We start from the raw sequence: 22,275 nt of genomic DNA on the forward strand, positions 1-22,275 counted from the left end.
TTCTATATGCCTCGGGTTGGCCCCTCGCGTCGCGGATCGCTCTGGTGCGGGTCGCGCTTGAACAGGTCGGGGAGCTGCCGTGCTTGCTCTGTTGCCCGCCGCCGCGCTTGCTCCTGCCCGGCACGCTTCGTCTCGATGCGTCGTGCAGCGTCGTTGATCGGGAGGCTGCGGAGTTCGTCGGCTTCGGCGCGGGTCGCGGCAACCTGGGCTCGCGCGTCGCGTGCCGCGCGGTGGGGGCTGTCGACACGCATGCCGAGCTGTTCGCGGCGGGCCTGCTCCGGCCCGTACTCGCTGACCAACAGCGCCAGACGCTCCTGCTCGTGGCGCTCCCGCATCGCGTCACGGTCGGCGGTCGCGGCCTCGACGGTCTGCACCGCCTCGATCACGCGAGGATCGGCCTCGGCACGCTTCGCGGCGACCCGGCCGGCCCATTCGGGGAGGCGATCAGTATCGGTCGGGGTGGTGCCCCACTCGGTGCTGACCTGCCCGCGGAGCGCCTGCGTGCGGTCGGTCGCGGCCCGCTGCTCGGCGCGAGCTTTGCGCCTGCCGAATCTCCCCACAGTAGCGAGACGCCCGCTGACGGCGGCCTCGTTCTCGACGGCGGCGAGGTAGGCCGTGCCGTCGTGCTCGGCCTGGACGGTCATCGGCCCGGCGACCTCGGCACGCACCTCCTCGGCGGTGGTCTCGGCCTTGCGAAGTACCGCCGTGGTCTCGTCGCCCTCGGCCCGATGTGCCGCGCGTTGGGCGTCGAGGCGTGCGGCGATCTGCTCCCATCGCTGAGCTGTCTGCTCTGCTCGCTTGGCCTCGTGGTCGAGGCGGGCGAGTTCGTCGGTGACCAGGCGCACGGGGCCATCGCTGATGAGGCCGCGTACGGCTTCGGCGGCTTGCTGGGTGGCGTGGTCGAGGCCGCGGTCTGCGGGGTCGCGTTCGATCGCCTCGATGAACTGCGCCCGTGCATCGGCCATGTCCTCGGCGACGACGTGGAGCCGGCTGGTCTGGCGGCCTCGGGTCATGCCGACGTAAACACCTGCCGCGCTCGTCGCCTCCGAGAGGATCGTGTGCGAGGCGGTGACGGTGGCGCCTTGGACACCGTAGGCGGTCGCAGCATAGGACAGGTGCGCATGTTCACCCACATACTCAGACGGGAGCGCAACCGTGCGAGGGCTCTTGCGCCCGCTGCCGACCTCGCGGACGTAGACGGTGCCGTCGTTCTCGACGTGCTGCACGATCCACTGCTGTCGGTTCGCGACACCAAGATCGTTGTTGTTCTTGCGAGTCTGGATGAGGTCACCGGCTCCGATGCTCAGCCCGTCGCTGCCGGTCGCCGTCACGGTGTCGTCGACCTCGCCGGACTCGACGCGCCCGGCGCGGATGCGCTCGTTCAATGTGGCGGCCTCGTCATTCGTCGCCACCGTGATCGCCTCGCCCTCGTGGGCGTTGGCGGTGATGTGCTCGCGGGCCTGCTCATCGTCGGCGTGTAGCGTGACGAGGCGCATGGCGGCGAGCCGGTCGAACACGTCGCCGGGGTTCTCACGGTCGCGCATCGCCAGTGTGAGGGCGGCGAATTCGGCATCGGTGAATCGGTGCAGTTCGCTCATGTCGTAGGTGCGGCCCCTGATCTGCGCGGCCATGTCGAGCACCCCGCCACGACCGACAGCGGGCAGCTGGGCGCGGTCGCCGACGAGCGCGACCGTCGCCCCTGCCTCGGCGGTGACGGTCAGGAGGGCTCGGGCGGTGTCTTGGTCGAGCATCCCGGCCTCGTCCACGATCACCCGCTCACCCTGCGACAGTACCGCTTCTCGCCGCGGGCCGGTATAGACGCTGCCGGTCTCGGGGTCAGTGTCACCAGGATTGAGGCGTGTCCATACGCCGTCCTCGTTCCACCGCCACCCATGCGCGTGCACGAGGGCCGCAACGCTGGTGGCGGGCACGCCGAGTTCGTCGTGCGCGACCTGCGCCGCCCGCAACGTCGGCGCAACCACTCGCGAGGCTCTGCCGTGCTCGGCGGCGACCTTGATGGCGACGCCGAGCATGGTGGTCTTCCCGGCTCCGGCTGCGCCCTCCACGATCACCAAGGGATCGGTCGAGGCGACGGCAGCGGCGGCGACCGTCTGCCCTTCATCGAGTCCTGCCGCGTGCGCGGCCTCGGTCACGTCGGCCGGTTCCGGCTCCCGGCGCGGTGTTGCGGCGGTGAGCTGGTCGCGTAGCGCGGTCTCAGCGGCGACCACGCCCACGCTCGTCAAGTGCGCCACATGCTCGGGCGGCGGGGCTCCAGGCGGCAAGATCGAGAAGCAATCCGAGACCGCAAGATCAGTCGCGAGGGGGATGAAATCGCGCAACTCGGCTGGTGTTGCCTGCACGCCTGCCTCGGTAATGATCCGGGTGACCTGTTCCTGCACGGTGTGCGGCGTCCACGCCGACGACCCGGCGGCGCAACGGTCAAGCGCACGACTGGCGACCTCCTGCACGGCGAGGTCGTCCAGCGACGCCGGGGGTTGCGCAGTATGCCGAGTGAGGCGTTCGGGGTCGTAGCCGGCATCGCGGAGTTCCTCCTGCCACCACTGCTCGTTCTTCAAATCCGCCGGCTTCTTGCCCGGCCGCTGTTGCGCCCACGCGATGCCCTGAAACCTGGCCGTCATCACCGGGCCGAGTTCCTCACCAGGATGCGCTGCTTCCCATTCGGCTTCGAGGCGTTCCAGGTTGCGTCTGATCTGCGCCGCCCGCTTCGACATCCCCGGGTTGAACGGCTCCAACTCGCCCTCCTCGCCGCTCCCCGGGTCGGGCGTCAGCCCGTGCGCTGCAAGGGTTTCGGCGAGCTGTGGGTGTGCGGCGATGATCGCGGTGCCGAGGGCGCGGATCGTTCCTTGCTGCTGGAACAGCGCCGCGGTGGTCAGGGCCCGCCACTTCCCAGCCGCCCACACCCGCGTGCCAATCTGCATATGGATATGCCGGTGCGGATCGCCAGCCCGTGAGGTCTTGTGCCGGATGCCGACGACCTGCATGTGCTCGATAGGCATGACCTCCTGCGCCCCGCGCGGCCCCGCCAACGTGACCGAGTGCTGACCGAGGAACCGCTGTATTTCCGCCAGTGCGTCCTGCTGCGCGGCGTTCAATGCCGCCGAGACCTCGGGGTGCAGCGCGGCGGCGACCGACAGCGACTTGGGGGCGTTGATCGTCATCTCCGCGAACAACGGCGACCGCCGGCGCACCTGGCCGGGCTTGCGCGGGGTACCCATCGACTCGCCCGTCTCCGGGTTGCTCCAGTCCACCCAGCCTTCGTACTCGTCCGGCGTGAGCGACCGGACGGCGGTGACCTCGCCCGCGCAGTCGATCACCGCGTACTCGGCAATGGCGTTGTCCGCGCCCAGGTAGTACTCGTCCGCACCGGAGCGGTCGGCCTCGACGTAGTGGCGCGCGGCAGCACCGCTGCCGCGAAACAGGATCACGCCGCCCTTCACGCTGGCCTCCCTCACGAGTCGTCTCGTGAGAGAGGTGCGCTCTACGGCCCCGCCGTAAAATACGTGCATCAATTCATTCATTGATTTTGTAGATGTGAAGGTCGAAATAGAGAGCGGCGGAAACGAGGGTGGGCGCGCTCGGAGACAAACGAGGTCTGTGAGATGTGCGCTTGGGTCGGAAAGCTATACAAGAGTGGTGATGGTGCCTGGAAATACATGTTTGATGCCGCTATCGAGTCGCGAGCGGCACGGGAGTCGAACTGACCTCTAGCACCTCGCGCAGCGAATCCCGACCGCGCGCCAGGCGCATTGAATCGTCAATCTGCTGAATGTTCTTTGTAGAGACCCCTGCCGCGATACCGGACCTGCAGATTGCTCGGCACTTTCCGCCGTGACCACCAAACTCATCAAGCGAAGCAAGTTGCCTTGCGACAAATAGATGGTTACTGTGTAACTAGTTCTTGAGTAACCATCTAAGGCTGGGAAGATCATGTCCGTCAAACACGCGATGCTCGCGCTGCTCGCAGCGCAACCTTCATCCACGTATCAACTGCGTAAGCGGTTCGAAGCTTCGACCGCGCAAAGCTGGCCCTTGAACATCGGACAGGTCTCCACCACACTGCAACGACTTGAACGTGATGGGCACGTGGTGCGTGACGAGGAGCCACACCGCTCCGACACGACCGGGCAGCCCTGGCGACTCACTGCCACGGGCCACGCTGAGCTTGCCGCTTGGTGGGAACGTCCTGTCATTTCTGAGCAGCGGGGTCGTGATGAGCTTGTGGTGAAACTTATGCTCGCAACCATCACTCCCGGTGTAAACGTCCTAGCAATGATCCAATCGCAGCGCGCAGCAACGCAACGCGACATGCACGACCTCACCCGCCTGAGACGTGAAGTGGGTACCGATGATCTTGTCGGCCGTCTCGTACTCGACCACCACATTTTCGTGGCTGAGGCCGAACTGCGTTGGCTCGATGATGTGGAGGGCACCCTGGAACAATCAGTACCACCCGCGCCTGCTTCGACTCCTGATCCGTTCAAAGAAGCAACCCGTCAGAGCCCGTATTCAGGGGCAGCGCAGTGACCGGTGATCAGTCGCCTGCATTGGTACAAATCGACGGCACAAATATTTTGAGTACAACCGTCTTGGAATTGAGGTCGGTCAGTCGGATACACGGTGAGGGTGCTCGCGAGGTTCGTGCGCTAGACACTGTCAGCTTGAGCGTGCAGGCTGGTGAGTTCATTGCGATCATGGGACCATCCGGCTCGGGGAAATCGACCCTGCTGAACCTTGCAGGTGGCCTCGACACCCCAACCGAGGGTGAGGTGCTGGTCGAGGAAGTCGCGCTCTCAGCATTGACCACCAAACAACTGGCGCAGCTTCGCCGCCGAAGTGCCGGTTACGTCTTTCAGGACTTCAACCTGCTGCCGGGACTCACTGCTGTCGAGAACGTCGCGTTTCCGCTTGAGCTTGACGGCATGGGGTGGAGGATGGCTCGTGAGACTTCGCTTGAAGTACTGGTGGAGTGCGGGATCGCTGATCTTGCAGATCGGCGTCCTGAAGAGATGTCGGGCGGTCAAGCCCAGCGTGTCGCGATTGCGCGCGCCCTCGTTGGCCCGCGTCGTCTGCTACTCGCCGATGAACCGACCGGCGCGCTCGACAGTACTACCGGGCGTGCGATTCTCGAGCTGCTTCGGAATCGCGCGGATCGCGGTGCCGCAGTCGTGATGGTGACCCACGAGGCACGCTTTGCGGCCTGGGCAGACCGCACCGTGTATCTCCGCGACGGCCGCATTTCAGGAGAAACCGGACCAAGCGATGTCACGAGGCTCCTTGCCGAGCAGGAAACAGCACATGAGTAGCTGGCGACCAGTGCTGCGCCTCGCGCGTCGCGATGCCCGACGTCACCTCGTCAGGACGCTGCTCGCAGCACTACTCATTGCCCTCCCGGTTGCCGCGCTCGCAGGGTTTGTATCAGTGTCGAACCCTGGAACCCCGACCCGAGACCGTGTCCTCGCGACCATCCCCGAGGGCGCGCAGGCAGTCGTCACGGCAACGGCGATTCCCCGCGGAGGGGCACCTTTTCAACAGATACCCGAGGGTGCGCCAGGGCCGTGGATGGACGATTTCGAAACGGTGCCGACGAGCACCGAGGAAATCGCCGCCTTGCTCGCCCCCGGTGTCGAGCTGAGCGAGTTCTGGCATTCCCCACCCCTGGCGGCATCCCCTGATCTCGGTCTTGAGCCCGGTGAACAGCAGAGTGCAACCGCCGGAGCGGAACGGTTGAGCGGAACAGAACTCGAACGATTGGCGATGGTGGAGCTCCGAGAAGCCGAACCCGCAGCGTTCCAATTACTCGCACCCAAAGCGGTCGCGGGTAGCCTACCGACGACCCCTGACGAGGTGCTGATCAGCCAAGCGCTTGCCGATCGATTGGGAGTGAACCCCGGAGACGTCCTCAGCTTTACTGCGCCACCGGACAGCGGAGTTCGCAGCTCCGACGGGAATGCCGCCGCAGCGATGCAAGACTCCATGCGTGGCTATCGCATTTCCGGCATCTCTGAAGACACCAGCTACACCGCTTGGGCACCTTCCGGATGGTTGTCCACACTCGTTGCAGAGAAACCCGAAGGAGTACAAGGGCATTGGCTCGTGCTGGGAGATGCACCTGTCACCTGGGAACAAGCGAAGACCCTCAACGAACTCCAGGCCTTCGTTGTCTCACGACATGTGCTACAGAACTATCCGAACTCTGACGAACTCTACCCAGTGCCACTCAACGCAAACGCCTACCTCGAAGGCACTGTCGGGCTGGTGCTCGTACTTGTGGTCGGCGGCATGCTCGTGCTCTTCCTTGTCACCCCGGCGCTCGCGATCTCCGCGGAACAATCACGCCGCACCCTCGGCCTCGCCGCAGCTGCAGGGGCGAAACCCCGCGATCTCCGACGGATCATCCTCGCCCAGGGGCTCGTGATCGGCCTGCTCGGAGGCGTCATCGGTGCGGTGCTTGGCTTGGCAGCCGCACTGGGTTTCGGCACCTGGCTCGGCAGCATCGAGGCTGAATCTGGAATTCAGGATCAGCGATATGGTTTCGACATCGCGATCGCGAACTTTCCCTGGTGGACGTTGGTTGCGGGCGTCCCCATCGCCGTGATCCTCGGCCTCATCGCGGCCCTTGGGCCCGCCCGTACAGCTGCTCGCATGTCCCCGGTCGACGCTCTGCGCGACCGCCGCCCCACACAGTCCACACGTCGCCGACCCCTCTCGTTGATATCCGGCCTCAGTCTTCTTGCGGCCAGTCTGCTGCTCGGTACGGTGACGTTGCTTACCCCAGTGCCCGAGTATCCGAGTGCTGCTGATGCAGTGCAGTTCTTTTCTCCCAGAACCCCGCCGCCCGGATCTGGTCCCCTCTCCATGCTCGTGGGCTTCGCCGTGCTTGCTGCCGCAGGGGGAATCGCACTTACGATCCACGCATTGCTCCCTCGCGTCGGTCGTTTCGGAGCGCGGAGCCGCCCGGTCTGGCGGCTCGCGCTCAGGGATACCGCAGACCATCCTTCCCGCACCGTACCCGCCGTGCTTGGCGTCGTCTTCTCCTTGCTCGCCGCCTCTTACTTCCTGGTCCTCGGTGCCTCGTCGCACGCCGACACCCGTGTAACCGGTGCGACACTCGACTGGCAGGGCACGTTCCTCGTCACACCCCAAGTCCCCATCAGTCCTGAATTCGACCGCGCGCTAGCTGCGGGTGTACTCGAAGAACTCGCTGAAGGGATGCCTGAGGTCACCGGCAGCCATTCGTTCGAGGCAGTCGCCCGCGATTCCTCGGTCATGCTCGAAGCTCTCCCTCCTGTTGGGCGGGAGTGCCCTGCTGGCGAAATCGTGCATGCGTCTTCTGCGCGAGAACTCGGAGCGCCGCTGCGGTGCGTCAACCAGCTCTCGGGCGCTGGTTTTCAGGGGGGTATAAGAATCGGCAGTCCCTTCTCTATCTGGTTCGAACCGCTCCTCATCGACAGCGAAACGCTGCTCGCCACCCGGATCCCAGATGCCGCAGACGCCGCCAAAGTGCTTGATGCTGCGGGTGTCCTGGTGGGCGATGCATCGCTGATCGACGGTGACGGGATGGTGCGCATTGCCATCGGTCCGTTCAGTGAAGGTGGAGCCTCCCTCGTCCTACCTGAACGTGAGGTGCAGCTCCCCGCACTGCTGGTGCGGGGCGTGGGCGTGGGATTCATCATCTCTCCCGACACCGCGCACAAACTCGGCGTCGATCAGACCGACTTCGTCGGACTGCTTGCAGAGACGTCGGAGCCGATCAGTCTCCGGATATTGCATTCACTTTGGCAACACGATGTCGGTGAGCTGGCCATGATCCAAACCCCCGACAGCGGCGACCCACTTGGCGCGAGTGCCGACCCCGCAGATCAAGCTATGCGATGGGGGCCCACCGTGCTGCTCGCGCTCGTCGCGATCGCGGCAGCAGCGATCTCAGTTCTTCTCTCCGCAACACAGGGACGCCGTGATGCCACGACTGCATACGCAATCGGCGCGGACCGTGGGGTGATGACGCGTCTCGGACTCGCTAAAGCGATGGCGATCCTCGCCATCGGGGTCCCCGTCGGCATGGGTGCGGGGATAGCACTCGGTACGTATCAGGTTGCATGGAATCGGAGACTAGAGGCGAGCGGAGCTTGGCTCGACACCGTCATAGCTTGGGGCACGCAGGCATGGATTGTCGTGGCCATCACGGCATTTGGACTACTCGCAGCGCTGCTCCTGACCCGTCCGCCACGGCACCTTACTCGTCGTTCCTTGGACTGACAGAGAAGCTAGTCCGAACCTGTAGAGATATGCCGACTTGGCTTGGTGTAGCTTGCTGCCCGGAGATGTGAGGGAGGTTGGTCCGCACCTCATTTTCCCCTTGTCGACACCGTAGGAGCGCTTACGATGCGATTGGAATGCGACATGTCGCCTTTGACGCCACTTCGACAAGTGTGAAGAAGCTACAGCGTTTATGGCGTCGCAGCTTTTGGTGTCCGTTACAGCGAGCAGGTTCAGGTCAGCTCTGTGGAAGCACGAGATTTTCTTGAAGTTGTAGATAAGTGCGCCCACGGGGAACACTTGACTATGACGCGACGTCATAGTTGATACTGGAGGTATGACCTCGAAGACCCCTGGAAGTATGACCTCGAAGACCCTCAGGCTGACACATCGCATTGTGGTGTCTTTGATCCTTGTCGTTGCGGCGTCAGTGCTCGTGCTCCATCTTGCGGGAGTCATCTCTCGATCTGTGATGCTTCGCCTGTTTCTCACGGTGGAGCTGCCGCTCATCCTCGCGGCGCTGCTCGTTTCCCTATGGCGCGTGCGGCAGATTCGCCGGGCTACCGGACTTCGTGGAGCTGCGCTTGTTGCACTGCTTCAGTACGAGGAGCCCGCCCTGCGGGCCGCAATGAGCGAGATGCGCACCCTGATGAGCCTGGTCACTTTGATCCGGGGCCGGCGGAACGGTGTGGGCGGTGATGCTCAGGGCTTCAGTTATGCAAAAGGTTCGATGTCGGTTCCGATTGTGATGACGGTGCTCACTGTCTTGGAAGCGGCACTGATGCATCTGCTGGTGCCGTGGGCATGGGTGCGGATCGTGCTGCTGGTCGTCGCGATATACGCGCTTGTGCTCGTGTTGGGGGTTCTCGCATCACGAGTGGTCAACCCGCATCTGGTCGGCGGCGAGCGTCTCATCCTGAAATGGGGGCACAAGACCGTGCTCGACATACCACTCTCAAACGTCGAGACCATTACTGCCGTGAGTAACCACACCTTCACCCAGCCTGCTGCCGAGAATGACCGCATGGTGCTCACCTCTCTGACCAGCACGAACGTACGCATCACTCTTATGGAGCCGGTGCAGGCCTTCCCGCCAGTTTCGAAGCGACGTTTACCCTCAGGCTTCGCCGCGCGCGAGGTGCTTCTGTATGTGGCTGATCCGAACGGCTTCGTTCGTGCTGCGAGCGAGTATCAGCAGGCGGGCATTGCTGATGAGGCGCAGGCATGAGTGGATCAGGGTTCGATGAGCTGAGTGTGCTTCGGAGCAAAGATGTCGCGGCGCTCACCGGGACGACGATCAGAGCGCTACGGCATTATATGCAGCTCGGACTGCTGGAGGAACCTCCGCGCGACACAAATGGGTATCGCAGATTCGACGTGACCGACGTTGTGCAGATCCTGCGGATCAGGCAACTTGCCGAGAGCGGCGTTTCGCTGGAGCAGATCGCAACGATCTTGAAAGAAAAAGGTTCCCTCTCTGACGAGAATCTTGATGAACTGGATCAGGAACTTGCTCGCAAGGAAGCCCAGATCGTCGCCCAGCGCGCAGCGCTCAAACGGCTGCGCGAGTCAAGAGCGCAAACGCAAGCAACGAGCCAGCCAAGCAGGACCGCGCAACTCGATGCTGACATTCAGCTGCTTGTGACCGGAACGAACCAGATCGACCCCGATGTGCTGAGCGAGGTTCACAGTGTCATGAGCGCTCCTGCACATGCACTGCAGGCCATTAAATGGATCGGCCGTTTTGAGCGTCTCGAAGACCAGAATGGCATCGCAGACAGTGATGCCGAAGCCCTGGCCGGGGAAATCACGCAGTTCCACCATTCGGTCACCGCTCAGATGGGCTCAGTCCCTGAACCCAGTGACGACATGCTTATGAGCCTGGTCGACCAGCTTCGCAGCGCACATCTCAGCCCGGCTCAATCGACGGTGTGGAATATCTTCCTCGAGCGCATCGAGGCCAACGATGCTGAAGACGTCGATAGCTCCGGGATGGAGGAGCCATGATTGACGTTCGTACCCTCGTCAGACTGCGGTGGACGCCCTGGCCGTGTCCTCTGCGTACATCGATGACGGTGCAGGGAGCGAGCGGGCACCGTCAGTCACCGCGCCGTTTACCGGGCATGCACCCGGCCCGTGCCGGAGATGTTCCGTGCCGACGCAGCTCGGGAAACCCCGGACGCGTTCAGGGAGCACGGCATTTTCATCACTGCACGGTCGCTGGCTCGCGCGTGAGCCGTGGCGGGTGAGCTTGACGCTGAAAGCGTCCGTGGCTGGGAGCGGTGGTGCCGATTCGGCGCCACCGCTCATTACCGTACGGTGATGCCAATTTGGCGGGACCGCTCCTCCCGCCCAGTAGTGTCACCGTGCCCCCTGTTGTGCGGGTTTGGTGCCGGTGCCGGTGCCGGTGACTCACCGAGACCGCAGGTGCTGCGTACCGTTCAACCCATGTCACCATGTTCCCACATATAGTAGTCGGATTGTTGTGTGACTACTAGATGTTGTGGTTTCTGGTGCGTACCTGTCAGGTATGGACACCATCACCGATCCCACACCCGGCAGAACTATTCCGACCAGAGACCGGTCGCGGTACTCGCAGACGCCGCGGGCGCAGGCTTCTGCCACGCTCGGGGCACGGCTCGCTGCTGCGTCGCGTCACGCGCAGGGCCTGGCAGCGGCGGTGCGTGACCCGGTGGTGTTGGCTGAATTGCGTGGGGTGTGCGCTACGCCTCGAACGACGAACCGCGCTGTAGGCGAGACGCGAGAACGCCCCGCGCCCTGAACCGTCGCGTGATTCAGAGCGCAGGGAGCAATCACACCTGCCATGCCGGGCGGTCAGGCACGCCAGATCAACTCGACCCGGTGGGTGAGAACCTCAGCACGGTGCGCGGCGCGGCGCACATGGAACGCCTCAACGCTCTCGTTGCGGCGACGAGCCGGGGCCGCCCCGTTCATACCCTCTGGGAGCGCGTGGACGAGGACAGCTTCCAGGATCAGGCAGGTGGCCTGGTACTGCCACAATGGAGTGCGGCCTTTCCATTCGGCAGCAACAGTGGTCACATCGATGGCCGGTCCGTCCTGGGGTTCGGGCATCGTGGCGGCGTATTCGCGGCGGGTACGTTCGATCCGTTCCGCGATCCTCGTGCGTTGCCGCACCCACATGGGCTTATCGATCAGCCCGTCGTAATGGTCATCATCCAGCTGTGCCAGACGCCCCCGATCGGTCTCGCCGCGACGCTCGACACCGACACGCGCAGCCAGGTCAGCACCGGATGCCTCACGTTTTGCAGGGCTGAGCGTGATCTGCTCGAATGTCTCCAATACCGCCTCTTCCACGAGCTTCGATATGTCGGCGGAGCGGATCGACCGGTTACAGCCGCCCGGCGTCGGTTGCGCACATTGGTACACGTTGCCTCGGTGAATCATCGCGCGCACGCAGGCAGAGCAGCGGATCAGCCCTGAGAACGGGTACATGCGTTTTGCGGCCCCGCTGCCGGGTTGATGGAAGTTCCGCGTTTTCTTGCGCGCGTCGAGCACATCGGAGACCTGCTGCCAGGTGTCTTCGCCCACAATCGCAGGCCACGCCGCCTTCACCTGCATCTGCGAGGTCTTCGCGCGGCTCCCGTCCGGCAGCACCGGGCGGTACTCACGCACGCCCTTATTGGAGGGGTTGCGCAGCATCAGCTTGAGTGTCCTGTCCGACCACGCGCACCCGTGGGTAGTGAGGACGCCGCGCTCGTTCCAATCTTTGCGAATCCGATACAGGGAATCACCGGCCAGTACCCGCTGCATGGCTTCGCGCACCAACTCAGCAGTCTCGGGGTCGATGACCAGTGCGCCGTTCTCGGCGCGGTATCCGAACGGTACTCGGCCACCGTGCCAGGCCCCTTCGATGGCCTGCTGTTTCGCTGCTCGCGCGACACGGCGCGCGGTGTCGGCTGAGGACTTGTTCGCCATCGCGACAAGCACTCTGGCCATTGCCACATCGGAATCGGTGTCCAACCGCAGCGACCCGGTTACCGAGCGAACCGAGAATCCGCCGAGCACTTTCGCGTCGATCAAGTCCTCTAAATCTCGCGGGTCGCGCACCGCCCGATCCAAGTCATACGCGACCATCACCTGAGCGTGACCATCGGTGAGGTGTTTGAGCATGGCACGGAACTGCGGGCGAACCACCCGCCGCACCCGCTCACCAGACGGCAGCGTAAGTGTGCGCTGCTTAAACGCCGACGTATCATTCTCACGAAACACCGCCGCGACTTCCCAACCATGCGCGGCGGCGTAGGCGCGGCAGTCCGCTTCCTGCCGGTCAACCCCGCGCTCCGCGCCCTCGGGGTCATCACTGATCCTGACGTACACCACCGCCCGCAACTGCTCCGTGGTCTGTTCCTGCTTGTTGTGGCCCATGTTCTGGCCCCACCTTCCTACTCGTATGAGAGGTAGGTGCGTTTACAGAACCTCGGCTAGGCGAGCTGCACATGCTCGGCCACGTAGTCGGCGTCGAGGGTGCGGTGATGCCCAGTCGTCGGGTCAGCGACGGTGATGCGGCCGTCAGCGTTCACGCTGCGCACCGTCCACGTTTGTCGGTTGGCGACGCCGAGCTCGGGGTCGTTCTCGCGGGTCGCTACCTGCGCGCCTGCGGCGATGGGGTCACCGTCCATCCCATGCGTGACAGTGGCGGGGTCGATCGCACCGGCGTCGACCAGACGCTCGTACACGGCATGGTTGATCTGCTGCGCGGCCGCGTTCGTCGACGTGACCGAGATGGTGGAGCGGCCGGCCTGCTGCTCGACTCCTGGGGCAAACGATGGGGCACCGAGTATGTTCTGGCGCGTATTGCGATGCACGAGGGTGCGGATATTGCCTCGAGGATTGATTTCATGCGGTTTTCTGTGCGATGACGTGGGTGCCTGTTCAGATGGGGCAAGAGTCCAACTCACAAGCCGTTTGCAGTTCAGGAGTGGCGTCAAACTCGACATGTGGTATTACTGGCTCTCACCGCTGTCGTTTTGGTATCCTGCCTTGCAACCGATGGGGTTCAAATACCAGGTTCAGTAGTCGATTTGTCTGAAGAATCACGTGCAGAGACTACCGAAGGGATTTTTCTTGAGAATGACAGTGTTGAGGCAGAAATCGAGGCTGCAGAGGTAGGTGAAGTCATTGAAGAACTCGATGCCGACCCGGAACAACCAATGTTGGCAGTTTACGAGCCACGCATACTCGAAGAGCCCTTACCGGAGGTGAACGACCGTGTTGATGAGGTCACTGCTGCCTTCCCCATTCCGAATAGCTGCAGTCCCTCCATCGAAGAAGCGTCTCTAACATGCTCGAATGGAACAGTTAATTTGTCGTCCACAGTGATCGATAGCAACGGAGAATTCGTTCCAGCCGAGATCAGCGCCGATCCCGAAGAAATATTTCTCACGTCTCCGATCACAGAAGATCTCGCTTTTCCATTAGTCTTTACAATCTATCTCGCTGAATCAGAATCACCCGAACTGCTCGATACCGCAGAAGAAACATTGGCCTGGATGATTTCAGAGGACCAAGGGCCCGGCCTGTCCCAGGAGGAACTGGACGCAGAAGAAGACGAACTCACCGAAGAGGCCGAAGCCATGGGTTATACCGAGAATAAAGATGCCATCGGGCCTACCGAGGCTCAACCAGCGGTCAGAGCAGTTGCCTACCTCACCGAGGGCACCCCTACTACTGCCGTGCCGGCATCGACTGGCCGACCCCGCAAGGTGACCATTCCGAGTAATTATCGATACTGTCCCAATACCTGCAAGCCCAAGGCCCGCCACGACTATTGCACCTCGCCAGCACTAAACTTCTGGAGCACGACACGAGGCATCGCCGATTTTCGCGGACCATGTGCGCGCCACGATATGATGATCGCGAACACCGCCAAGAAGAAGATCTCACTGTCGACCAAGAAGACCCAGCGACGTCAGGGAGATTTGCAATTCAGGGCGAACCTTCAACAAAATTGCCGCAACGGCTTCTATAAACTCGATCAGGCAGGTAGTAAAGCATCGTGCTTCGCTGCAAGCGGGGGGTATTATGCGGCGGTCGCCTACACTACCTCACGATGGAACGGAAAATAGACTATGAACATCCGCCATCGAAGTGCACTCTATCTGGGTCTGACTGGTTTGTTAAACTTCGCTGTGTTTGCCCTGGCCTGGGACTTCTTGGGAGTATTTGCCAACACCCTGCCGCCGGTATTGAGCATCAGCGTGATCAGTCTTTCCATCGCGGCGCTGTTTGGGAGTGTCTGGGTCTTGAGTACCGTCGTGACAAGACCGTGGCTCAGGCGTATGGGGCTGATCGCGGTACTGGGTGCGTGCCTGGCGACGGTGGTCGGGGAGGTCATGGTGCTCACTGGCGAAGACGGCAGCATCGGTGTCGGTCTGATCCCTGCGACAGGAACGCTGCTTCACGTCCTGGTAGCCGCACTCTTACTGACACTATGTTTTATCCATAGCGCATCACACAATATTCCGACTAGCGCAGCAAACCAGCCCAATCGCTCCCGTTAGTCATAAACGATACGTGCTTCAAAATACGCGACCGCAATACCCCAGGGGCCTCAATGTCTACAAGCGGGTATACCCGGTCTTACATGTCATGCCTACTCAGCGCTAGTAGCTGGGCCAAGCAAGCCGGTGCATTCGGTGACCAACACCAGAAGCAGCTGGGATGCGATTTCAGTATTGCTCCTATGCGCTTCGGTCGAACACACTGCCATTTAAATCTGCGAAAACCGTTAGACGAAATTGTGAGTCACAAATCTAGGCATCAGCTGATGAGCGGTACTAAAACAATGAGCTATTTCAGCATTGATCGAGGTTCATTCAAGTCAGTTGGGGTTGACTAGGACCAAACTATAGTTCTTCGGCAGAATCTATGCTTTTTTCTTTCTTATTGTCACGGTCTCAGGCATCACCGCATTGATACCGCTGGCCGTTCAGCCATGGAGGCTGGACTCCCCGTTTAGTATCTCTAAGCCAAAGGTGTTGCCCATGTCCTCACTTCGCATGTTCCGACCTGTCGCTACCGTTACAACAGCCGCGGTCGTGAGTACGCTCCTGTTTGTTCCGCCCTCCTATGCAGATGACGTTCAAGTGGATGCAGCTGAGTCCTCTGAGCTAGCACTGGTTACTGCTGATGCTGTAGGCGCTGAGCTTTCCGAGACAGCACCTTTTATTGAAGTCAGCGAAGGGGTCCTTCTTGCTGAATCAAGGGTTGCAGTTGAGGGCAGTGAGGTTCTTCTGGGCGAGGCTTACCCTAATATTTCACCTCCCTCCGGGGCCGCAGAAGGTCTCGTGAGTGATGACGGAACCGCAGTTTTCGCGGACGCTGCTCCTGGACTCGACGTGATCGTTGAAGCAGGAGATGAGGGCTTAGCTCGAATCCTTACGGTCGCAGATGAAGAATATAGTGATACCTCCGAACACCGGTATTCATATGAAATTGATCTTCCGGATGGTGCAGTTCTCGAGCAAAGCGACCAGGGCACTGTTTTTGTTCTTGCTCCAGCTCCGACTGCTGTGGAAAATGAACCGGTAGATTTGTCGGACGTCCTTCCTGCGGATAACGAAGACGCAGAAGGAACCGATTGGGTTGACGGCGAAGACGTTGCTACTGAGGAAGAATTGGCAGGCGACTTCGAAGTTACAGAAGGCTGGGAAGTAGTCGGTGCTTATCAGACCGCTTGGTCAGTTGATGCTGATGGTACGAGGCTGCCAACTCACTACGAAATCGAAAACAACACGTTGTAGATACGACGGGCGCGCAGTTCCCCGTAGTTTCTGATCCAATTCCTTTGGTAGCCGTTGGACTTCTGGCAGTCGCACGCGCATTACTTCCGATCGCACTGCGCTCTGGGGCAAAAGCCCTGGCGACACAGACGATTAGGGCCGGAGTCAGAGCTACAACAAAAGGTGGTTACCGGACTTTCTCTGCATTCAAAAAGGACATTGCAGGTTCTACTCCGAAAAACAATCAGTGGCATCACATTGTCGAACAGTCCAACATTACGAAACGGAAATGGGACCCTCGCTGGGTACATAACCGTAATAATCTTGTGAGCATTCCCAAACAAGTCCACCAGAAGTGTGTGAATAGTTGGATGGCAAAGAAAAATCTCAAAAAGTTCGGTATCAGTTCCGGATCCAAGACTATGCGTCAGACAGTTCACACCTTGAGTTTCTCCCGACAGCACCAGATCGGTATCGCGTTACTTAAACACTGCGGTGTGAAGTTCTAAGCTGTGGTGGAGACCCCCTGCTCGGAAGGACCCAATAGTGACAAAGTTACCTCGAACTCATGTGCCCGGAACCTCGCGAGAGCGCATTCGTGAGTGGTTGGCGTCCCCGGAGATTGATGCTGAGTTTCTTGGCGAGGACCTAAAGTTCACGCTAGTCTTGTTGGATCAGTATGAGCCCGGGGTGGATCGAATTCTTGCCGAACGCGCTGAACTCGGGGAACTCTCGTGGCTTGGCGGACCGGCCTTGGGCCCCTTGGAACAGTGGCCACGCAATGTAGACGGTGAGCCATTAGCTCATATCGCCACAATTCACCTCAGTGAAGCCCAAGCCTTGCTGGAATCGGATGATTTCACCGAAGCTGACTGGCCAGAACCCGGGGCCCGGTTGCCCGAGTCCGGCTACCTGGAAGTCTTTCATCACCTGGGCACCTACGGGAACCCCGAAGACGAGGACACTGCCGGCTGGCTAGTGCGCTACGTCCCATTTCCCGGGGAGGAGTTCCCACCACTGATCAGCGCCCCGGATGATTTGGATCTTCCCCACGAGGTGTGCCAACCGGTGCTGTTGGGAGCTGGGGTGAGCCTGCCGCGAAGTGTGGATTTTGTCGATGCAGATGAGGCGAGGTTTGCGGCGGCCGAACGCGTGCAAGAAGAACTCTATGCCACGTGGATGGCGTGGCGACGCGGCGTCGAGGCCGTGACCGACCCGGTGCTCCCCACATCGCACGTGTATGGCCATAGCGATGCTGGCACCGGATACGCCCACGATATCCTCCACCAGGTGCGTCCTCTGACGGGATCCGAAGACGCTTATGTGCTGGTGCTCAGTGTGGAAAGCTGGACACATTTTGACGGGTGGTTTGGCGACGCCGGAAACTTTGAAGTCTGGATGCGTGCTAGCGACCTTCGAAGCGGTCAATTCGATCAAGCATGGTGCATGATTCGCACCGATCACTAACGATCGAGACGCCGACTCACCGTCCATCCGCTACTCGAAGGTGAACTCCCAAGAGGACCATAGCAGCCGCTGTCTCGGAACACCGTGCAGCGACGTGAACGTCCACAACCCGCCACTGTGAAACTGCTGGACGATGTAGCCAGGCCAGCAGCTTCAATACGAGCGTGTGGCCAACGATCACACACGCCTCAACGGCAACGAACGAGACCGCCATATGAACCTGCGAAAAACCGCCAAACGAAGGTGCGAGTCACAGATTTACAACCCAGTCTGACAGCAAACTCTCGTCGGGTCGTGAAGCGTGTAAAAGGGTATACCGAGTGTGACGTGGTCGGTGGTACGCTGATCCGAAAGGATGACCCTTCGGGTTGCAGCTTCTTGGTTGCACGAGGGTTGTGCTGGCGATGAGTAGTCAGACCCATGCACCAAGGAGCCGGGGATATGAATAGCCCACCTTTAGTCTCACGTATAGCGGAGCTTCTGCTGGCTGGTCCGCGTGGTCGGAGATTGTTATTAGAGTATGCGCTGGAGACTGAGCTGCAACGCAATCCGGTGCGGACCGATGAGACGCTTGGGCAAGCAGTCGTGTATGCCTCTCATCGTTTGGATCCAGATGATATGACCGCTAGTGCGGTGTTTGGTTGGGTGACCGAAGATGGGCTGCCCTTTGAGGTCACTGTTGATGAGGTTGCGCAGCGACTTCATGCTCTGGTGCTCGATGAGCCAACCCCACGGTTGCTACGGCACGCTCTGGTAGCAGCGGTGGACAGTGCCCGATATTGGCAGGACCCTGACGGTGCAGATTTCTTGGCTGCGACACCCGAAATGGTGGGTGAGCTACATCGGGTTGCTTCCCATATTGCTGTTTCGCCTTTCATTACGTGGTGGTGCACGCCGGTCGATATCTGGGCGCAATATGCTGTGCGGTGGGAAGAGACGCCGCTCAAGACGATTCCTGACAATATTCAGGCGACGTTGTTGGCTGCACGTCAGGAGCTCCAACACGATGAGCGTCGGGCGCAGGCAGAACTTGACGCAGATCCTCGTGTCGGCTGGGTCGGTGAATGGTGGTCTCATCCTGACTTTAGACTGCCATCATCGACGCGCTTGCTAGATAATGAAGGCCCAGCCGGGCTGTGGTTCGTCGAAGACAGTTTCGGGTGGGAATGTGCCGACAGTGTCAGGCTGATCGTGCCACCTGGTGTGAGGGTTTTCGAGATTGAAGGCGCGGCGGACTGGGTAGAGCTATGTACACGGTTTCCTCTTGACGTCACCGCCCAAAAGCGCCGCGAGTGGTATTTGGTAACTGGGCATGCAGGCCGTTGGGTCGTTCCCGATTGGGTGCAAGTCGCAGCACACTATGATGCAGTGCATCTGCAAGCCGGTGCCTACCTGGCCGCAGCTGGGGTCGCGATCCCTATTGATAACAACACTGGCACTGCCAGTCTGATCGCCGGGTGGAACCCCGATGAAACCTACTGGTTGTCATCAAACATCGCATACGACCAGCAGTACACCCGATGGGAACTCAGAGACGACGGCACTGACATGGTGTGGAAACTATCATCCGGCGAAACATCATAAATGGTGACCTGTCGAGCACGGCCTGGCAACTCGGTGGTGTAAAGACTCTTCTATGTCCGTCAAGCAGGTTGCAAAACCTTATGTTGAGCGTTGAGGATTCGGAAGACTCGGCGGGCGATATAGCGTTTCAAACAGCGTCGGATTTCTCGGTTGGTTTTGTGTTCGGCTTGTCGTTTCTCAACATAGGCGCGGGTTTCAGCATCATGGGTCATCTTGCTGACGGTGACCATATGTAAGGCGCTGTTCAGGGCGCGATCACCACCGCGGTTGAGTCGGTATCTGACCGTATTTCCTGAGGAGGCGGGAATAGGATTCACCCCAGCCAGGGAGGCGAATTCTGCCTCCGTGGAGATTCGGCCGTGATGGGACCAGGCGGCTAGGCATTTTGCGGCACTGATGGCTTGGAAGCCTTTTTCTTCCAACAGGGGTGCTGCTTCGCTGATGCGCACCAGTTCGTCGAGTTGCTGTTCATTGGTTGCTAGGTGCTCCTCCAGTTCCAGGACATGTTTTGCCAGGCGGACTGCTTCAGCCCGAGCAATCGAGATCGAGAGTTCTTCCTTTCGGCCCCGCCAGTGAGAAACCTCAAGAATCTGGGTTTTGTTCAGCGCTGCCCGGGCGTCCAGACCTAGAGCGTTGCTGCGGACCAAGGCAGTCAGCGCGTTGATTGATCGAGTGCGGTCTTTGGACATGGCGTTGCGTGCAGTCACCAGAATCTGGATGGCTTGCCGGACCCCGTCGGACAGCCGTGGCCGCCGCAGTTTCGTAGTGGGTAATGGTAGAGCCGCAGCCGCGATCCGGTGAGCATCTAAAGCATCGGATTTACCGACCCCGCGGTGTTGTTTGGCATCCATCCGGGGTGCCTCGGCCACCGGATAGCCGTGTGCGGCGACGGTGCCCGCCAGGATGGCACCATAGGATGCTGCTCCTTCGATCACCCACAGGGTGTCTGCATCAGCCTCGGTTCGCCGCGCTATCCAGGCCAGGGCACGGTTGATCCCAGCAGCAGTGGTCGGAAAATCTTTGGTATCCACAACCGCACCGGTAGCGGCGGTTAGGATCGTGTAAACGTGGTTTCGGGCGTGAGTGTCAACACCCACGACAAAGGGATGGGTATGCGCGACAATAGACATAGCGGTCGTTGGGCCTTTCCAAAGTGATGGACATGGACAAGCGGCCGTTCAATGGGCCGGTACCAGTCCGGGTGTTCAATCACATCGGAACAGCACTGTGAACCTTCTATCGTTTTTGTCAATGCATGAGGACTTGTAATTGGCGGAAGATACTTCGAGCGAGGTAGCGTTTGAGTGCTCTTTTGATTTCTCGGTAGCTGAGTCCTTGGGCCGTGCGTTTTTCAACGTATCGCTTTGTTGTCTCATCAAATCGCATGCGCGTTTTTGCGATGACGTCAAGGGCTTTGTTCAGAAGTCGATCACCGTGCCGGTTGAGTCGGTGTCGGACAGTGTTGCCCGAGGATGCCTGGAGCGGCGCTACGCCTGCCAACGCGGCGAAGGCGGCTTCAGAATGAATCCTGCCAGGGTGTGAATAGGCGATAAGGATCCAGGCGACTGTGACCGCGCCGAAGCCAAATTGGTCTTGCAACGTGGGGGCAAGCTGTTCGTTGAGCTCTGCTAGCTGTTGTTTATTGTCCTGTAGCGCGCGATCAGCATCCGTGATCGCGGTGGCGAGTAGCACGGCCTCAGCACGAGCATAATGTTGTTCAACGGTGTCTGTAGAGCGCACACGCCAGCTACGGATTTCTGCAAGCTGACGATCGGTCAGAGCCCTACGAGCATCGATCCCAAGGTCAATTTGGCGTAGCAATGCGTTGAGTGCATTGCGGTTGCGCGTGCGCTGTGTATCGATCCGCTCACGAGAAGCGACCAGGACACTGAGCGCTGCTCGAAGGCCTTCGCTTCGAGGTTGCAGGAGTGCACTGACCTCGTGTGGTAGCACGGTCATGGCCGCTGTGGTGGCATCAATGTCGTCGGACTTGCCCACACCAGCGCGTTGTCTTTTGCCAGGCGGCTTCACCTCCACCACGGTGATGTTGTTGGCTGTTAACGCATGGGTGATCGTCGCGCCATAGGACCGTGTGCCTTCAACTGCTGCAAGGATGGCTCCACTGGTGTGGCGCTGTATCCAGGCAACTGCCCGATGAATTCCGGCTGCAGACACCGGAAATGTCTGGCAACCGTCTCGGGCGCCGGTTCGGGTGTTGACGATGGCGTAGGTGTGGGTTCGAGCATGCGTATCGATGCCCACCACGTAATCAAAGTGTTCTGCCACAATAGTCATAACGGCTTCATCTTCTCTAGGTTAGTGACCGTTGGTGATGGCACTGATCCGAGAGGAGTTCTTGGCAGGCGAATCTCTAATGAGCCACGCTTTTGAGCAAAGCGGACAACCTTCTATCAGGCCATGTCAAGAGGCTGGATGAGTACCACCCACCATGATGGACGGTTCACAGTAAAGTCATCCAGAGGCTTCCAGAGACAGACGAGTCAAGAGTCACATCATGGGGGTGGTATCTATCTTGCCAGCAGGTCTCGGACCCGCCAATACCATTAGAGATGAGTCACGCCGTGGTCTACGGTGGACAATCTTCTTATCAAGTCACCCGAGGTGGGCCGGATGGTACCGGCCGACCACCCCGTGAATGGACAAGTCTTTACCAAGGCACCACCTACGGGGCCAGCGGATATAAGAGTCACATTCACGCGATGGAACGACCAGTACCTATCGTGCCAGCCAGTCCCAGACCAGCTACTTCCAAGTCTCACAGCCGGGTATACCTGGTCTGATGCTGAGTGATTAGTCTGCATTATGCTGCGGTTGCATTACCGATACTGGACGACTGTAGATTCCACAGGGCTGTTTTGTAAATTCGTGCCTGTCTGAAGTGCCAGTCAAATCATGCGCTTAGACTTAGAATCGCCCAGTACAAAGATATGAACGGATGGAGGCATTGACCTTGCCGTTACGTCATAGTTTTTAATAGACGGTATGCGTATTGGTGAGTTAGCGGAAGTCGTCGGGGTCTCGTCTCGTACCATTCGGCATTATCATCACGAGGGTTTATTGCCGGAACCTTCTCGGGACTCGAATGGATACCGGCGTTATACGATTGCCGATCTGACACTGTTACTGAGGATCCGACATCTCCGAGAGTTAGGCCTTAGCGTTT

The 22,275-nt window shown here is 60.2% G+C and carries 17 protein-coding genes; 12 read left to right on the forward strand and 5 right to left on the reverse strand.

What is annotated here, in order from left to right; genetic code table 11:
• Positions 1-2 precede the first annotated feature (2 nt).
• Complete coding sequence (gene mobF / locus A6F49_RS01215) at positions 3-3,458, reverse strand: MobF family relaxase (RefSeq protein WP_235604803.1); 3,456 nt, start codon at positions 3,456-3,458, stop codon at positions 3-5.
• Between the two features lie 490 nt (positions 3,459-3,948).
• On the opposite strand from mobF, the gene A6F49_RS01220 reads away from it, so the two are divergent.
• The 6 genes from A6F49_RS01220 to A6F49_RS17580 all read left to right on the forward strand — a co-directional run bounded on the left by A6F49_RS01220 (position 3,949) and on the right by A6F49_RS17580 (position 11,059).
• The gene (locus A6F49_RS01220; protein WP_043056003.1) at positions 3,949-4,545 is read left to right on the forward strand and encodes a PadR family transcriptional regulator; all 597 of its coding nucleotides are present in this window, start codon (positions 3,949-3,951) and stop codon (positions 4,543-4,545) included.
• Positions 4,546-4,592: 47 nt separating this feature from the next.
• A complete protein-coding gene (locus A6F49_RS01225; protein WP_201120208.1) occupies positions 4,593-5,324 on the forward strand; it encodes an ABC transporter ATP-binding protein in 732 nt (243 codons plus the stop codon).
• Complete coding sequence (locus tag A6F49_RS01230) at positions 5,317-8,277, forward strand: FtsX-like permease family protein (RefSeq protein WP_043056004.1); 2,961 nt, start codon at positions 5,317-5,319, stop codon at positions 8,275-8,277. The genes A6F49_RS01225 and A6F49_RS01230 overlap by 8 nt, the downstream gene beginning before the upstream one ends.
• A 337-nt stretch (positions 8,278-8,614) precedes the next feature.
• Complete coding sequence (locus tag A6F49_RS01235; RefSeq protein WP_150119330.1) at positions 8,615-9,505, forward strand: hypothetical protein; 891 nt, start codon at positions 8,615-8,617, stop codon at positions 9,503-9,505.
• Positions 9,502-10,284: a helix-turn-helix domain-containing protein gene (locus A6F49_RS01240; RefSeq protein ID WP_052500024.1), complete on the forward strand. Its 783-nt coding sequence runs from the start codon at positions 9,502-9,504 to the stop codon at positions 10,282-10,284. Before A6F49_RS01235 ends, A6F49_RS01240 begins: the two co-directional genes overlap by 4 nt.
• Positions 10,285-10,780: 496 nt before the next feature.
• Positions 10,781-11,059: a hypothetical protein gene (locus tag A6F49_RS17580; RefSeq protein WP_150119331.1), complete on the forward strand. Its 279-nt coding sequence runs from the start codon at positions 10,781-10,783 to the stop codon at positions 11,057-11,059.
• A 53-nt stretch (positions 11,060-11,112) separates the two neighbouring features.
• On the opposite strand, the gene A6F49_RS01245 is transcribed toward A6F49_RS17580, so the two are convergent.
• Complete coding sequence (locus tag A6F49_RS01245) at positions 11,113-12,684, reverse strand: recombinase family protein (protein ID WP_043056007.1); 1,572 nt, start codon at positions 12,682-12,684, stop codon at positions 11,113-11,115.
• 71 nt (positions 12,685-12,755) lie between these two features.
• Here A6F49_RS01245 and A6F49_RS17585 point away from each other — a divergent pair, with 71 nt between their 5' ends.
• The gene (locus A6F49_RS17585; protein WP_150119332.1) at positions 12,756-13,178 is read left to right on the forward strand and encodes a hypothetical protein; all 423 of its coding nucleotides are present in this window, start codon (positions 12,756-12,758) and stop codon (positions 13,176-13,178) included.
• A gap of 162 nt (positions 13,179-13,340) precedes the next feature.
• A complete protein-coding gene (locus A6F49_RS01255; protein ID WP_150119333.1) occupies positions 13,341-14,384 on the forward strand; it encodes a hypothetical protein in 1,044 nt (347 codons plus the stop codon).
• Between the two features lie 51 nt (positions 14,385-14,435).
• Here A6F49_RS01255 and A6F49_RS17590 read toward each other — a convergent pair whose 3' ends face one another.
• The gene (locus A6F49_RS17590) at positions 14,436-14,720 is read right to left on the reverse strand and encodes a hypothetical protein (RefSeq protein WP_150119334.1); all 285 of its coding nucleotides are present in this window, start codon (positions 14,718-14,720) and stop codon (positions 14,436-14,438) included.
• Positions 14,721-15,302: 582 nt separating this feature from the next.
• On the opposite strand from A6F49_RS17590, the gene A6F49_RS01265 reads away from it, so the two are divergent.
• The 3 genes from A6F49_RS01265 to A6F49_RS01275 all read left to right on the forward strand — a co-directional run bounded on the left by A6F49_RS01265 (position 15,303) and on the right by A6F49_RS01275 (position 19,091).
• Complete coding sequence (locus A6F49_RS01265) at positions 15,303-16,061, forward strand: hypothetical protein (protein ID WP_043056011.1); 759 nt, start codon at positions 15,303-15,305, stop codon at positions 16,059-16,061.
• Between the two features lie 525 nt (positions 16,062-16,586).
• A complete protein-coding gene (locus tag A6F49_RS01270; RefSeq protein ID WP_161485749.1) occupies positions 16,587-17,507 on the forward strand; it encodes a DUF1963 domain-containing protein in 921 nt (306 codons plus the stop codon).
• A 441-nt stretch (positions 17,508-17,948) separates the two neighbouring features.
• Positions 17,949-19,091, forward strand: a complete 1,143-nt coding sequence (locus A6F49_RS01275; RefSeq protein ID WP_052500026.1) for a hypothetical protein — start codon at positions 17,949-17,951, stop codon at positions 19,089-19,091.
• A 59-nt stretch (positions 19,092-19,150) separates the two neighbouring features.
• Here the strand turns inward: A6F49_RS01275 and A6F49_RS01280 are convergent, their stop codons facing one another.
• Both A6F49_RS01280 and A6F49_RS01285 read right to left on the reverse strand, forming a co-directional pair.
• Positions 19,151-20,221, reverse strand: coding sequence for an IS110 family RNA-guided transposase (locus tag A6F49_RS01280; RefSeq protein ID WP_043056013.1), 1,071 nt, complete (start codon positions 20,219-20,221; stop codon positions 19,151-19,153).
• A gap of 118 nt (positions 20,222-20,339) precedes the next feature.
• A complete protein-coding gene (locus A6F49_RS01285) occupies positions 20,340-21,386 on the reverse strand; it encodes an IS110 family RNA-guided transposase (protein WP_043055291.1) in 1,047 nt (348 codons plus the stop codon).
• A gap of 708 nt (positions 21,387-22,094) precedes the next feature.
• Between A6F49_RS01285 and A6F49_RS18775 the strand changes: the two genes are divergently transcribed.
• Positions 22,095-22,275, forward strand: a 181-nt coding sequence (locus tag A6F49_RS18775; RefSeq protein ID WP_150119335.1) for a MerR family transcriptional regulator, incomplete at its 3' end; no start/stop codon positions are given.

This window comes from Enteractinococcus helveticum, assembly GCF_001657475.1.
In the GTDB taxonomy this organism is placed as follows: domain Bacteria; phylum Actinomycetota; class Actinomycetes; order Actinomycetales; family Micrococcaceae; genus Yaniella; species Yaniella helvetica.

Excerpts from the sequence above, each read along its gene's own strand:
- A6F49_RS01235 (WP_150119330.1), top strand. The coding sequence starts at position 8,615 with ATGACCTCGAAGACCCCTGGAAGTATGACCTCGAAGACCCTCAGGCTG.
- A6F49_RS01230 (WP_043056004.1), top strand. The coding sequence starts at position 5,317 with ATGAGTAGCTGGCGACCAGTGCTGCGCCTCGCGCGTCGCGATGCCCGA.
- A6F49_RS01265 (WP_043056011.1), top strand. The coding sequence starts at position 15,303 with ATGTCCTCACTTCGCATGTTCCGACCTGTCGCTACCGTTACAACAGCC.
- A6F49_RS01220 (WP_043056003.1), top strand. The coding sequence starts at position 3,949 with ATGTCCGTCAAACACGCGATGCTCGCGCTGCTCGCAGCGCAACCTTCA.
- A6F49_RS17585 (WP_150119332.1), top strand. The coding sequence starts at position 12,756 with ATGCTCGGCCACGTAGTCGGCGTCGAGGGTGCGGTGATGCCCAGTCGT.
- A6F49_RS01285 (WP_043055291.1), bottom strand. The coding sequence starts at position 21,386 with ATGACTATTGTGGCAGAACACTTTGATTACGTGGTGGGCATCGATACG.
- A6F49_RS01280 (WP_043056013.1), bottom strand. The coding sequence starts at position 20,221 with ATGTCTATTGTCGCGCATACCCATCCCTTTGTCGTGGGTGTTGACACT.
- A6F49_RS01240 (WP_052500024.1), top strand. The coding sequence starts at position 9,502 with ATGAGTGGATCAGGGTTCGATGAGCTGAGTGTGCTTCGGAGCAAAGAT.
- A6F49_RS01245 (WP_043056007.1), bottom strand. The coding sequence starts at position 12,684 with ATGGGCCACAACAAGCAGGAACAGACCACGGAGCAGTTGCGGGCGGTG.
- A6F49_RS01275 (WP_052500026.1), top strand. The coding sequence starts at position 17,949 with ATGAATAGCCCACCTTTAGTCTCACGTATAGCGGAGCTTCTGCTGGCT.